This window comes from Bacillus sp. AY18-3, from assembly GCF_008042305.1.
GTDB lineage: Bacteria > Bacillota > Bacilli > Bacillales > Bacillaceae_G > Bacillus_A > Bacillus_A wiedmannii.
In genome coordinates, this window is the sequence record NZ_QKQR01000006.1 from 120,859 (window position 1) to 134,347 (window position 13,489).

Annotated in this window: 11 protein-coding genes and 1 other annotated feature; of the genes, 6 read left to right on the plus strand and 5 right to left on the minus strand. The window is 38.1% G+C overall.

The genetic code is table 11. The features are described 5' to 3' along the window. The first annotated feature begins 32 nt into the window (after window positions 1-32). The 6 genes from DM800_RS05880 (at window position 33) to DM800_RS05910 (ending at window position 7,999) form a co-directional block, all read left to right on the plus strand. Window positions 33-599, plus strand: a complete 567-nt coding sequence (locus DM800_RS05880) for a tyrosine-type recombinase/integrase (RefSeq protein WP_088064616.1) — start codon at window positions 33-35, stop codon at window positions 597-599. A 34-nt stretch (window positions 600-633) separates the two neighbouring features. Continuing rightward, window positions 634-1,131, plus strand: coding sequence for a cation:proton antiporter regulatory subunit (locus DM800_RS05885; RefSeq protein ID WP_001026048.1), 498 nt, complete (start codon window positions 634-636; stop codon window positions 1,129-1,131). Between the two features lie 3 nt (window positions 1,132-1,134). Beyond that, window positions 1,135-2,358, plus strand: coding sequence for a cation:proton antiporter (locus DM800_RS05890; RefSeq protein ID WP_087984862.1), 1,224 nt, complete (start codon window positions 1,135-1,137; stop codon window positions 2,356-2,358). A gap of 318 nt (window positions 2,359-2,676) precedes the next feature. Beyond that, window positions 2,677-3,870, plus strand: coding sequence for an MDR family MFS transporter (locus DM800_RS05895; RefSeq protein ID WP_001137571.1), 1,194 nt, complete (start codon window positions 2,677-2,679; stop codon window positions 3,868-3,870). Between the two features lie 188 nt (window positions 3,871-4,058). Next, window positions 4,059-4,278, plus strand: a binding site (T-box leader). 65 nt (window positions 4,279-4,343) lie between these two features. Beyond that, on the plus strand, window positions 4,344-6,752 hold the full coding sequence (gene leuS / locus DM800_RS05900; RefSeq protein WP_147786575.1) for a leucine--tRNA ligase: 2,409 nt from the start codon (window positions 4,344-4,346) through the stop codon (window positions 6,750-6,752). A gap of 203 nt (window positions 6,753-6,955) precedes the next feature. After that, a complete protein-coding gene (locus tag DM800_RS05910) occupies window positions 6,956-7,999 on the plus strand; it encodes a hypothetical protein (protein ID WP_147786577.1) in 1,044 nt (347 codons plus the stop codon). Window positions 8,000-8,043: 44 nt separating this feature from the next. Here DM800_RS05910 and DM800_RS05915 read toward each other — a convergent pair whose 3' ends face one another. The 5 genes from DM800_RS05915 to DM800_RS05935 all read right to left on the minus strand — a co-directional run bounded on the left by DM800_RS05915 (window position 8,044) and on the right by DM800_RS05935 (window position 13,338). Continuing rightward, window positions 8,044-8,466 (minus strand): pyrophosphohydrolase domain-containing protein, encoded by a 423-nt coding sequence (locus tag DM800_RS05915; protein ID WP_000180547.1) that lies wholly within the window; start codon window positions 8,464-8,466, stop codon window positions 8,044-8,046. 189 nt (window positions 8,467-8,655) lie between these two features. Then, complete coding sequence (locus tag DM800_RS05920; protein ID WP_001982745.1) at window positions 8,656-8,841, minus strand: hypothetical protein; 186 nt, start codon at window positions 8,839-8,841, stop codon at window positions 8,656-8,658. A 90-nt stretch (window positions 8,842-8,931) separates the two neighbouring features. Further along, the gene (locus DM800_RS05925) at window positions 8,932-10,011 is read right to left on the minus strand and encodes a Ger(x)C family spore germination protein (protein WP_147786578.1); all 1,080 of its coding nucleotides are present in this window, start codon (window positions 10,009-10,011) and stop codon (window positions 8,932-8,934) included. Then, window positions 9,987-11,081 (minus strand): spore germination protein, encoded by a 1,095-nt coding sequence (locus DM800_RS05930; RefSeq protein ID WP_106382724.1) that lies wholly within the window; start codon window positions 11,079-11,081, stop codon window positions 9,987-9,989. Before DM800_RS05930 ends, DM800_RS05925 begins: the two co-directional genes overlap by 25 nt. A 16-nt stretch (window positions 11,082-11,097) precedes the next feature. Beyond that, on the minus strand, window positions 11,098-13,338 hold the full coding sequence (locus DM800_RS05935) for a spore germination protein (RefSeq protein ID WP_147786579.1): 2,241 nt from the start codon (window positions 13,336-13,338) through the stop codon (window positions 11,098-11,100). Window positions 13,339-13,489: the final 151 nt, after the last annotated feature.

Sequence of the window (13,489 nt, forward strand, 5' to 3'; positions counted from 1 at the left end):
AATTACCGTTCATAAGATGAGGAGATACATGTATGGAAGTTGTAGAGGCATTAAAAGATATAAGCCAAATTGAGGCTATGAAAAAGTATTTAAAAGAGCATTCGCAGCGAGATTATCTTTTATTTGTTATTGGAATTAACACTGGATTAAAGATCACTGAACTACTTAGTATGAAATTTGAAGAGGTATTGAATGAAGATGGAACTGTTAAAGAGTTCTATTCTCTTCCTGTGAAAGATGAAAAATTTAAACAAGATATTTATTTAAATACAAAAGTAAAAGAAGCCCTTTTAGAGTACGCACAATCTATTGATGCTCAAAGAGAAAACTACGTATTTCAATCTAATAAAACGAAAAATTCAATCTCACGCCAACAAGCATATCGTGTTATCCATAGCGCAGCTGAAGCGGTTGGGATTGTTGGAAAGATTGGAACGAATTCAATGCGAAAAACATTTGGATTTCATGCGTACAAAAGAGGAATAGCGATTGCGCTATTGCAAAAGCATTTTCATCACGCAACTCCATCAGAAACGCTCAAGTATTTAGGAATCTCAAAAGATGAGAAGTTTAAAACAGAGATTGATGTAGATTTGTAAGAGCCGTAACTAAAAACTTTAGGAGGCGGAAAATATGAATATTAGAGAGAGTGAACTACCTGGCATTGGATGTAAATTTGAAGTGATAACAAAAGGTAATGAAAAAATGGTTATTGTGATTCATGATGATGGCCGAAGAGAAATGTATCATTTTGATGCGGATCATGATGAGAGTATTTCAAGCATTTCTCTTCGTGATTCTGAAGCGAGACAAATTGCGGCTATATTAGGCGGAATGGTATATAGGCCGCAAGCGCTAGACACAATTGAGATGGCTTTTGAAGGATTATCAATTGAATGGTTTAAGGTGGAGAATAATGCACCAGTAGTACAACAAACAATTGGTAGCTTACATGTCAGAAAAACATATAACGTAACGATTATTGCTATTTTGAAAAAGAATATGAAGAAATTCTTTAATCCAGGTCCAGATTCTATTATTGAAGCTGGCGATATGCTCGTATTGTCGGGTGAAAGACATGAAGTGAAAAGAATTATTAATGAATTGCTTTCAGCAGGAGGTGATTCCTAATCGATGGATACTTTAATCTTTGAAGTTGGAACTGCGTTAGTATTAGTAGCTTTTGCAGCTATCCTCGCTGCGAAGTTAAAGTTCTCGATTATTCCGTTTCTCATTATACTCGGTATGTTAGTGGGGCCTCATGCCCCAGATTTAGGACTTATCGATTTAAGGTTTATTGAAAGCGGAGAAGTTATTTCCTTCCTCGGCCGTGTTGGCGTCATATTCCTCTTATTCTACTTAGGTTTAGAATTCTCAATAAAAAAATTAATTAAATCAGGAAAGTCGATTGCTTTTGGGGGTAGCATTCATATATCGCTTAATTTCATATTGGGTTTACTTTATGGATATGTTATGGGTTTCCCCTTATTAGAAACATTAATTATTGCTGGAATCATTACAATCTCATCGAGTGCAATTGTTGCAAAAGTAATTGTTGATTTAAGAAGATCTGGTAATAAAGAGACTGAATTAATATTAGGAATCATTATGTTTGATGATATCTTTTTAGCTGTATATTTATCAGTCGTTTCAGGGTTAGTACTCGGTGGTGCAACATCATTTGTAGGTGCTCTTACATCGGTGTTAATCGCGGTAGGGTATATGCTACTATTCTTTGTAATCGCTAGAAAAGCTACGCCGTTTCTAAATAAAGTATTAGATATTTCGTCAAATGAAATTTTTATTATCGTAATATTCGCTATTTTATTCTTTGTAGCAGGATTTTCAGAAACAATTCATGTTGCTGAGGCAATTGGAGCATTATTGTTAGGACTCGTCTTTTCTGAAACAGAGCATAGTGATCGGATTGAGCATCTCGTCGTTCCGTTTCGTGACTTCTTTGGAGCCATATTCTTTTTCAGTTTCGGTTTAAGTATAGATCCGTTTTCACTTGGAGGAGCAGTGTGGTTGGCATTAGGAGCAGTTTTCATTACGCTCATCGGTAATTTTACAGCTGGAATGATGGCGGGACGTAAAGCCGGGTTATCGCATAAGGCTTCTACGAATATCGGTTTAACCCTCGTATCACGCGGAGAGTTCTCCATTATTGTAGCCAATATCGGCATTGCGGGTGGTTTAATGGCAACGATTAAACCGTTCTCTGCACTGTACGTTTTAATATTAGCATCGTTAGGACCGCTATTAACGAAGGAGTCTGGGAGAATATACTCTCTACTAGATAAAATATTTAAATGGAGTGCGAAAGAACGTGCGAAGCGAGAAAAAGAAGTTGGATAGTATAAATAAGGGGGAGACTGCATGAACTTTATGTAGTCTTCCTTTTTTATATATTGTTGTTGATGTCGTTTTTTGTCGGTAAGTCGATATATTTTAATAATCGCTCATATATTTCGGGAATCGCCGATATATTTTGAGATTCGCTGATATATTCCCCAAATCGCTGATATATTTTCAAGTGACAATTCATATAATTTCATTTACCGAAAAACCATTATCTGAATTTCATCAACTATTAATCAGTTGCCTTCCTATTTAAAAACGACTACAATTTTACTGTTATAGATGAACGAAAAAAATAGAATAGGAGGGGAGACTATGCCAAGGAAAGTATGGCTATTAGTAGCTGGGATGATTATTAATGTCACGGGTGCTTCTTTTTTATGGCCTTTTAATACAATTTATTTGCATGATCACCTAGGAAAATCTTTATCTGTGGCCGGAATGGTATTAATGATCAACTCGCTTACTGGTGTAATCGGAAACTTGCTCGGCGGTGTTTTGTTTGATAAATGGGGCGGTTATAAATCAACTTTAGTAGGGATTGTCATTACACTCGTATCGATTTTAGGTCTTGTGTTCTTCCACGGTTGGCCGTTATATGTTGTGTGGCTAGCATTAATCGGCTTTGGTTCTGGAATGGTCTTCCCATCGATGTATGCGATGGTCGGTACGGTTTGGCCAGAGGGCGGAAGACGAGCATTTAATGCGATGTATGTTGGGCAAAACGTTGGTATTGCGATCGGAACAGCGTGCGGTGGTTTAGTTGCATCTTACCGTTTTGATTATATTTTCTTAGCCAATTTTGTTTTGTACTTTGTTTTCTTCTTAATTGCTTTTATTGGATTCCGTGGTATGGAAGACAAGAAAGAGCCAGGAGTGCAAAAAGAAGTCGAAACGAAAAAAGGCTGGACACTTACACCTGGATTCAAAGCACTTCTTATCGTATGTGTAGCATATGCTTTATGCTGGGTTACATATGTGCAGTGGCAAGGGGCGATTGCGACTCATATGCGGGAATTAGATATTAGCCTCCGCCATTATAGTTTATTATGGACGATAAACGGAGCGATGATTGTTTGTGCGCAGCCACTTGTTAGTATGTTAATTCGCTGGATGAAGCGTTCTTTAAAACAACAAATTATGATTGGAATCGTCATTTTTGCGGCGTCATTTATTGTGTTAAGTCAAGCGCAGCAATTTACGATGTTCCTCGTTGCGATGGTGACGTTAACGATTGGTGAGTTATTCGTATGGCCAGCAGTTCCGACCATTGCAAATATACTTGCACCAAAAGATAAGTTAGGGTTTTATCAAGGGGTTGTAAATAGCGCGGCGACTGTAGGGAAAATGTTCGGACCGGTCGTTGGCGGAGCAATTGTTGATTTATACAATATGGAAGTATTGTTTATAGCAATCATGGTAATGCTTGTAGTAGCGATTATTGCAACGAGCATGTATGATAAACGAGTAAAAGTAGAAGAAACAGTAGAAGAAAAAATTGCAGTTTAGTTTGACGGAACATGTAACATGTTTTAGAATATATTTAAATAAAACAACCTTTGGAACAAGGGAGATAGCTCGGCTGTCCTAAGACGAATTCGTTAGTTATGAAGAGTAACGATTAACCGAGAAGCCTTAGCTTCAAGTAAGCTCTTTAGAGATACGAAGTGGTGGGTAGTTCACATTAACTTATATTTGTAATAACAGTGAGAAGGAGTAGTAGTAATAGAAGCTGGTTTAGAGAGTTGACGGTCGGTGCAAGTCAATCCACGTTTCGTTATGAACTCGCCTTTGAGTTGCAGTTGTGAAACTAGTAGTAGCAATTGCCGTTAATCCACGTTACGGATCTAAGCGAATGTATATTTGTACATTAATTTAGGGTGGTACCGCGGGAATCTATAACCTCTCGTCCCTTTCTAGGGATGAGAGGTTTTTTGTATTTTGGGCGGTGAAAATAAATAGAATTTCAAGGAGGGTATCTCATGAGCTTTAATCATCAAAATATTGAGAAGAAGTGGCAAGGGTACTGGGAAGAGAATAAAACATTCCGTACGCCAGATGAGACAGAAAAACCAAAATTTTATGCACTAGATATGTTCCCATATCCATCAGGTGCAGGCCTACACGTAGGACATCCAGAAGGTTATACAGCGACAGATATTTTATCTCGTATGAAGCGTATGCAAGGATATAACGTTCTTCATCCAATGGGATGGGATGCGTTCGGTCTTCCAGCAGAGCAATATGCACTTGATACTGGAAACAGCCCGGCAGAATTTACAGAGCTTAATATTAATACGTTCCGTAATCAAATTAAAGCATTAGGCTTCTCTTACGATTGGGATCGTGAAGTAAATACAACAGATCCAAACTACTACAAGTGGACACAATGGATCTTCCTAAAACTATTTGAAAAAGGTTTAGCTTACGTTGATGAAGTACCTGTAAACTGGTGCCCAGCACTTGGTACAGTACTTGCAAATGAAGAAATCATTGACGGTAAGAGTGAGCGCGGTGGACATCCAGTTGAGCGTCGTCCGATGAGACAGTGGATGTTAAAAATTACAGCTTACGGAGATCGTCTATTAGAAGATCTAGATGAGCTTGATTGGCCAGAAAGCTTAAAAGATATGCAACGTAACTGGATTGGTCGTTCTGAAGGTGCAGAAGTACACTTCAACATCGATGGTACAGACGAGAAATTCACAGTTTTCACAACGCGTCCTGATACACTATTTGGTGCGAGCTACTGTGTACTTGCCCCAGAGCATGCGCTTGTTGCTGACATTACAACAGCAGAGCAAAAAGAAGCTGTAGAAGCTTACATTAACTCTGTTAAAATGAAGAGTGACCTAGAGCGTACAGAACTTGCGAAAGAGAAAACTGGTGTATTCACTGGTGCTTACGCAGTTAACCCAGTAAATGGCGAGAAATTACCAATCTGGATCGCTGACTATGTTCTTGCAACTTACGGAACAGGTGCTGTAATGGCAGTTCCCGCTCATGATGAGCGTGACTATGAATTCGCATCAACGTTCGATCTTCCTATGAAGGAAGTTGTAAAAGGCGGAGACATTACGAAAGAAGCATACACAGGTGATGGTGCGCACGTAAACTCAGCATTCCTTGATGGTTTAAATAAAGAAGAAGCAATCGTAAAAATGATTGAATGGCTTGAAGTAACGAGCGCAGGAAATCAAAAAGTAACGTACCGTCTACGTGACTGGTTATTCAGCCGTCAACGCTACTGGGGTGAGCCAATTCCAGTAATCCACTGGGAAGATGGCACAATGACAGCTGTGAAAGAAGAAGAATTACCATTAGTTCTTCCTAAAACAGAAAACATCCGTCCTTCAGGTACAGGTGAATCACCACTTGCTAACATTGACGAGTGGGTAAACGTTGTTGATCCTGAAACTGGTAAAAAAGGTCGTCGTGAAACGAACACAATGCCACAATGGGCTGGTAGCTGCTGGTATTACCTACGTTACATCGATCCAAACAATAGTGAAGCACTTGTAGATCCTGAAAAAGTAAAACAATGGCTTCCAGTTGATATTTATATCGGCGGAGCAGAGCACGCTGTACTTCACTTACTATATGCTCGTTTCTGGCATAAAGTATTATACGATATCGGTGTAGTTCCAACGAAAGAGCCGTTCCAACAATTATTTAACCAAGGTATGATTCTAGGTGAAAACAACGAGAAAATGAGTAAATCAAAAGGTAACGTTGTAAACCCTGATGATATCGTAGCAAGCCACGGTGCAGATACACTTCGTCTATATGAAATGTTCATGGGACCATTAGATGCTTCAATCGCTTGGTCTGAAAATGGTCTTGACGGAGCTCGTCGTTTCCTAGACCGCGTATGGCGTCTATTCATTCAAGATAACGGTGAATTAAGTGAGAAAATTACGGATGCATCAAATAAAGAGCTTGAAAAAGCTTACCACCAAACAGTGAAGAAAGTAACAGAAGACTATGCAGAACTTCGCTTCAATACAGCGATTTCTCAAATGATGGTATTCATTAACGATGCATATAAAGCTGAAACACTTCCGAAAGAATATGTAGAAGGTTTCGTGAAAATGATTGCACCAGTTGCACCTCACATCGGGGAAGAGCTATGGAGCAAACTTGGATACAATGAAACAATCACATATGCAAGCTGGCCAACATTTGATGAGTCTAAACTTGTAGAAGATGAAGTTGAAATCGTTGTTCAAGTTATGGGCAAAGTTCGCGCGAAACTAACAATGAGTAAAGACGCATCAAAAGAAGAAATGGAACAACTTGCACTTGAAGCAATTCAAGACCAAATTGAAGGGAAAACAGTTCGTAAAGTAATTGTTGTTCCTGGAAAACTTGTTAACGTTGTTGCAAACTAATTCATTCTAAATAAAAGCTCAGAGCATTTATGCTCTGAGCTTTTTTGTGTAGAAAATAATTTCAGGATCTCTTTCATCTAAATTTTTAACTATTCCACTACGTACAAATAAAAGAGCGGAATTCCAATACAGACAAACACCTATTTTTCTATAGGAAATATGATAAAAAAGGTAGGCTAAATTGAGTAGAAGAGGTGAAAGGAATGAAAGGGATGGACAATAATGCACCACATGGCTTCTTCGGAGGCGAATCGGACAGTTATACACAAATGATGTTAATGGGAGGAGCTGGCCAACAAGGGTACGGTGGAATTCCGAGCTGGATGGGTGGAGGAGCAGGGGGATTTCCAACATCGGTAGCGGGCATGCAAACTGGAATGCCTACATTAATGGGAGGGTTTTCGACATCAGGGGCTGGAATGCCTACAGTAACAGGAGGATTTCCGACATCAGTAGCTGGCGTACAGACAGGAATTCCAGTAGGAGTACCAACTACATTTCCTTCTTTCGTTGGAGGAGTGCAGACAGGATTTCCGGTACCGGGAGTAGGTGTTGTAGCAGGTGGAGTAGGTGGTTATCCGCAAGGTGTTCACGGTTATCATGGACATCACCACCACCAAGGCCAACACGGTCATCATGGACATCACCACCATCAAGGCCAACACGGTCATCATGTACATCATCACCATCAAGGCCAACACGGTCATCATGTACATCACCACCATCAAGGTCAACATAGTCATCATGGACACCATCATCACCAAGGCCAACAAGGTCAGCACGGTCATCATCATCACCAAGGTCAACACGGCCATCAACAACAAGTACATCACCACGGACACCATCATATATATCCACAGGCTGTTCTTTATCAAACGCATCAAGGTCAACACGGTCATCATGGTCATCAAGGCCAACACGGTCATCAAGGCCAGCACGGTCATCATGGTCACCAAGGCCAACACGGCCAGCACGGTCATCATGGTCACCAAGGCCAACACGGTCATCATGGTCAACACGGTCACCAAGGCCAACACGGACACCAAGGTCAACACGGTCATCAAGGCCAACATGGTCAACAGCACCAACATGGTCAACAGCACCAACAGCACCAACAATACCAACAATATCAACAGCAACAATCTTCTCCTTGGACAGGTGGAATTGGAGCAGGAGGAGCAGGAGCAGCAGCAGGAGCGGCTAGCATTGGTGGGGCAGCAGGGCACGCTGGACACGTGGGTCATTAATGAATTGCAGAAAAAAAGACATAATAAAAAACTGCTAGGAAATCCTAGCAGTTTTTTTCAGCTTCTTGGCGCTGGCGTTCGATTTCAGCACGAAGTTGTGGTTCTGGTGCTTGCCAGCCTTCTGGTTTTAGAATTTTGCCGTCACCTTCACGGAATCGAGGTTTTCCATCAGGGAATAGTTTTGCCATGTTTGCGTTATTTACAATTTCGAATCCTTTATCAGGACGTACGCCCATTTCGGCAAACGTTCCGAATGCAAAGTAAATAAGGTCAATTAGTGCATCATATTGATCTTCAACAGTCGTTGCTTCTAGAAATTCTTCTAGCTCTTCTTGCATAAAGCTAGCACGAATTTTTGCACGTTCTTCTGTTAATTTCGTTGGAGTATTTGTCACAGGGTGTCCGAACTCTTCATGCATTTTTGCAACAAGTTCGTATCCTTTATCTAAACCTTTTTCGTTTGTCATGTTGTTTCATCCTTTCTCGCTTTGTGCCGAATCTCATTGTAACATAAGGTGATTATGAAATGAAAAAGGACTGTTCAAAAGTTTCATCTTTTAGTTAAGATAGGGAAAGATTATATCGACTAAACGACAAAACATAACCCATTAATAAAAGAAGGCCATCCCGGAATATTTTTGGGACGGCCTTGCTCGTTATTTTTCTTCTTTTATTAAAATGGATAAAAGAAGATCGATGCCAAACATACCAACGAGCAACATTGGAATAACGACAAGTAAATAACGTGTGAAGGAAACATTTTTTAAGTATGTATGAGCAAATAAAAAGACGCCGAGAAATAAAATACCATTTAAAATAGGCTTTACTAATTTTTTAGACATAAGCTCCCCCGTAAATATCTTCTCTCTCTATCTAAAATAAAAACTCCTCTTTCCGTTGTATCATGCTGGAGAGAGGAGTTCAATCATTTCTCATTCAATTACACCAGAATTTGTAATATTTACGGTGTATTTTATAGTAACTGGAACATCTTTATACATTTGCCTCCACTCTTCTAATTTGAATGGGCGATAATGTTGCTTGTATTTAGCTCCTAGCCCGAGCGGATCGACACCTAAAGATTTGAATTGCTTAATTAACTTGTTACCTTGTATATCCAATTGTTTTTGGATGGCTTTCTCAATCTTTTTTGTGTTCTTAGCATTCTCTAAGTTAATTTGTTTTGATACTTCTTGAATGCGAGCATCAATTTTAACATGAATGGAAAAAGAAGGCTTTCCATTTTTTATTTTTATATCGTATGTTGGAACAGAACGAATATTATTAATCATTACGTACCCAGGATTTGCTTTAAATTCATGTGAATCCAACTTATGTTTCTCTAAAAGTCCTTTGAATACAAACATATCTTTTTCTGCAATTTTACCAACATATTTATCCTTTTTAAAAAGACCAATTCCGGTGATTTTTATTTTATCACCATGTTTCTTTAAAATTGGAATATAGTAGTCTTGCCCTTCTTGATAATAACGGAATGCTCCTACATGCAGATTATCTGTTGGTAAAGGACCGGTTTCCATATTATGTTCTAGCATTTTTTTTATATAAATTGCAACGTTGGATGAAGTCGTGTACTTTCCTTTTAAAAGTTCAGTACCATTACCTTCAAGTAAAGCAACATATAAGGCATTTCCAATGTTTACATCGCGAATTAATGTATCGAAGGAAGCAACCATTCCTTTCTTAGCAATTCGGGTGGTAAATAGAGCAACTCGCATTTGCCCGCTAGCAAATGGTTGAGAAGACTCTAAAGATGTGTCTGCTTTTACTTGTTTTACAGCATTTGCTGTTCCTTCAAAAACTTGAACTTTGTTCCCTTTTTGCTGAATAGGACAAACAAATGTTACCTTTATTTTATTATCTTTTGCTACATCAAAGACAGTTCCTTGGATAAGGTGTACGTCATCGATAATATTTTTTTGTAAACATCCAGTTAGACTGATGAGTGTTATACAAGAGATAAGTATTAATTTATTTTTGATTTTTTCCATTTTCTTTTCACCCACACAATGATAAATAGGATTGGGATGTATACATAAATGAGCCAAAAGCTCCCCTTTGATGCATTACTAATAAAATTATTAATATCGTGTCTGTTTGTTAAAAGTTGTGAAACAATGAGGGTGATAATGATAAAAGCGATTAAAACACCTCTTTGTTTTACACGGAATATTTCGTGAGTTGCTCTCGTTGCCGCCCACAAAGGTAGAATAAAACTTGTAATAATAACGAGGGCATAAGCTGAAATTGCAATATATTCTAGCCTTTCTATGAATGGTAATTGAATGACTTGGGTCATAGAAAGTTGGGCCCATATCGTTTTTAATAATTGTTTTTCACTAAAAAACGAAAAGGCTAAAAGGGTACTAAATAAATATAGAAGGTTTGAAAATAGTGCTCCAAGCTGGGCGTATTTATGAGATTGCATAGGCTTTTTCACAAATGGATACACCATGAGGTAAATCTCAAAACCGGTCATACTGTAGATTGACAGTTGAGCGGATTTTAAAATGTCTGAAAAAGAATGTGTGAATATAGGTAGTAAATTATCCCAATGTGAATATTTCAAAACGAATAAGCTTAGAAATAAATATCCTAATGTACCACCAACAGAGATGACGCAAATACCGGTAATTACACGAAATCCAGAAGAAATAATGTAATAGCTAACTAAGCATAAAAAGAGTGTTAACATCCAAGTGGAAGCAGTAGGAAACATCCACACTTGAATAATTTCAACGTATGTTCGAATGACGGAAATACTGACGATTAAAAAATAAGCAGCAAAGATGATGTTAACGCCGTTCCCTAGCCACTTTCCAAATGTTTGCCGATGTAAGTCGATTAAATTACCGTTTGTTTCTTTTAATAAAAAATACATCATCCATATAAGAATCTGGATACAGATTCCTGTGATTAGAACGCCCATCCAGCCATCGTATCCAGCGGCCTTGGCAGTAATTCGAGCGAAGCCGAGAACGCCAGCTCCAAACTGTGCACCGTGAATTAAGAAGAAGACAAAGACAGGAGATATTTGATATTTTTCTTGAACTTTACTCATCGATGCACCTCGTTCTTTAATCATCAAAGTCTGATCTATGTTTTGTTGAAATTCCTTTTGCTGATTTTTTTACATGTTGTGGCCTCGCTTGTACATCCCTTGTATCAATCATCGTTAAAGGAAAACGAATCCAAGAGTCCTTAACCGACTGTTGTCTCGTCGGATAAAACAAAGCGTACGGCTTACGTAAGGAAGTAAGTCTGAATAGATGCGTAAATAAGAAGATAAATCCAAGAGAAATCCCGAACAATCCGCCTATTTCTGCAAACATAAGAAATGGAAAGCGTAGTAATCGAACTGCATTACCCATTTTATAAATAGGTGTAATAAAGGAAGCGAGTGCTGATAAGGCAACAATAATTAATAAAATATTACTCGTTAAACCAGCTTGTACAGATGCTTGCCCAATTACGATACCGCCTACAATCCCGAGTGTTTGACCAACTTTCATCGGTAACCTCGCGCCAGCTTCTCTCAATAAGTCGATTGCAAGTTCTAAAAAGAGTGCTTCAATTAAAGGTGGGAATGGTACTTGTGCCCTTGATAAAATCAAAGTTTCAAGTAAATCACTTGGAATAAGTTCATAATGATAATTTAAAATTGCAACATATAGTGGTGTAGCACAGATTGAAAATAGAACAGCGATAAGGCGTAAAATGCGTGAAAATGTAGCGTATAGCCAAGAAACGTTATAGTCTTCTGGTGAAATGAAAAAATCGAAATAGGATACTGGCGTAAGTAGAACACTTGGAGAACCATCCACAAAAATAGCAATTTTCCCATCAATGAGTGCTTTTGTAACTCTATCAGTACGTTCTGTATTGATATAGAGAGGGAAAATCGACTTTTCACCCATTAGTTCTTGTATATAAGCACTATCATTAATTTGATCATATTCAAGAGCACGTAATGACTCCTCGAGAAAATCTACATTTTCTTTTTCAGCGAGGTTGTCTAAATACATCATGACAACTTTTGTTTTGGAAAACTCGCCGACAATCATTTCTTTTGTTTGTAAATCTAAAACAGGAAGACGTTTTCGAACTAAATTAATATTTGTATCAATATCCTCTACGAAACCTTCTTGAGGACCGATAACAGTCGATTCGTTTAAAGGAGGGCTTGGTGCCCGGTACGTATCAATTGCAATGTTTGCAAGCATACACTTTTGGTCTTGCTGATTTAATTGAATAATCGCATGTCCCTTTAACACCATATCCTCAATTTTTTGTAAATCGTTCGTAATTGTAATACCGCTCATTGGAGTATGTTCTTTTAGCTCTTCTAGTGAAGCGTTAGGTCGTTCTAAAAGAGTAGGCATTAAATACTTTTGTAATTTCTCTCCATCAAGCGAAGGGCGATAGTAAGAAATCCAATAAGGCATCGTTTCATCGTCAGATGTGTGATAATTAACAAAATCGCTAGATTTTTTAAGTTTCTCTATTAAATCTTGTAGAGAGTGAATCCGGTCTTTTTCTGGTTTCGTAAAATCATAAATACTATTATTTCCAGAGTTTTGCTGCTGATCTTGATCCGAGTTCCCTTGTTTAGAATGTTGTTGCTGATTCTGATTCGAGTCGTTTTGTTTAGAATTTCGTTGTTGATTCTGATTCGAGTTGTCTTGATTAGAATGTTGTTGATTCTGATCCGAGTCGTTTTGTTTAGAATGTTGTTGTTGATTCTGATTCGAGTCGTTTTGTTTAGAGTTTTGTTGTTGATTCTGATTCGAGTCGTTTTGTTTAGAATTTCGTTGTTGATTCTGATCCGAGTTGTCTTGTTTAGAATGTTGTTGTTGATTCTGATTCGAGTCGTTTTGTTTAGAGTTTTGTTGTTGATTCTGATTCGAGTTGTCTTGTTTAGAGTTTTGTTGTTGATTCTGATCTGAGTCATTTTGTTTAGAATTTCGTTGTTGATTCTGATCCGAGTTGTCTTGTTTAGAATGTTGTTGTTGATTCTGATTCGAGTCGTTTTGTTTAGAGTTTTGTTGTTGATTCTGATTCGAGTTGTCTTGTTTAGAGTTTTGTTGTTGATTCTGATCTGAGTCGTTTTGTTTAGAATGTTGTTGCTGCTGATCTTGAGAAGGCTCTTTGTGTTCCTCTTTTTTTTGCTCGCTATTGCTATCTTTATTATGTTTCATACTTCTAGTCTGTTCTTTGTTATCATTCTCTTGGTTGTTAGGCTGTTGCTCCGAGTTATCTGTTTCGTTTTTCTCTGTCGTATTTGATTTTTTTTTCTTACGTAGCCAATTCCAAATCATATGTATGCCCTCTTTGATTGTGTAATATAATGCTATTTTGTGGCTAATTTTGTATATTATTCATTTATTTATGAAAAGAAGGAGGAGATTAGTTTGCATAGAAAAAATCCTTTAGTAAGCAGCAGTTCATACTATGGCGGGAAGAGGGCGA

Bases quoted from the DNA above. Each gene is read 5' to 3' on its own strand.
- DM800_RS05925 (WP_147786578.1), bottom strand. From the start codon at position 10,011: ATGGAAAAAATCAAAAATAAATTAATACTTATCTCTTGTATAACACTC.
- DM800_RS05880 (WP_088064616.1), top strand. From the start codon at position 33: ATGGAAGTTGTAGAGGCATTAAAAGATATAAGCCAAATTGAGGCTATG.
- DM800_RS05920 (WP_001982745.1), bottom strand. From the start codon at position 8,841: ATGTCTAAAAAATTAGTAAAGCCTATTTTAAATGGTATTTTATTTCTC.
- DM800_RS05895 (WP_001137571.1), top strand. From the start codon at position 2,677: ATGCCAAGGAAAGTATGGCTATTAGTAGCTGGGATGATTATTAATGTC.
- DM800_RS05890 (WP_087984862.1), top strand. From the start codon at position 1,135: ATGGATACTTTAATCTTTGAAGTTGGAACTGCGTTAGTATTAGTAGCT.
- DM800_RS05915 (WP_000180547.1), bottom strand. From the start codon at position 8,466: ATGACAAACGAAAAAGGTTTAGATAAAGGATACGAACTTGTTGCAAAA.
- leuS (WP_147786575.1), top strand. From the start codon at position 4,344: ATGAGCTTTAATCATCAAAATATTGAGAAGAAGTGGCAAGGGTACTGG.
- DM800_RS05930 (WP_106382724.1), bottom strand. From the start codon at position 11,081: ATGAGTAAAGTTCAAGAAAAATATCAAATATCTCCTGTCTTTGTCTTC.
- DM800_RS05935 (WP_147786579.1), bottom strand. From the start codon at position 13,338: ATGATTTGGAATTGGCTACGTAAGAAAAAAAAATCAAATACGACAGAG.
- DM800_RS05885 (WP_001026048.1), top strand. From the start codon at position 634: ATGAATATTAGAGAGAGTGAACTACCTGGCATTGGATGTAAATTTGAA.
- DM800_RS05910 (WP_147786577.1), top strand. From the start codon at position 6,956: ATGAAAGGGATGGACAATAATGCACCACATGGCTTCTTCGGAGGCGAA.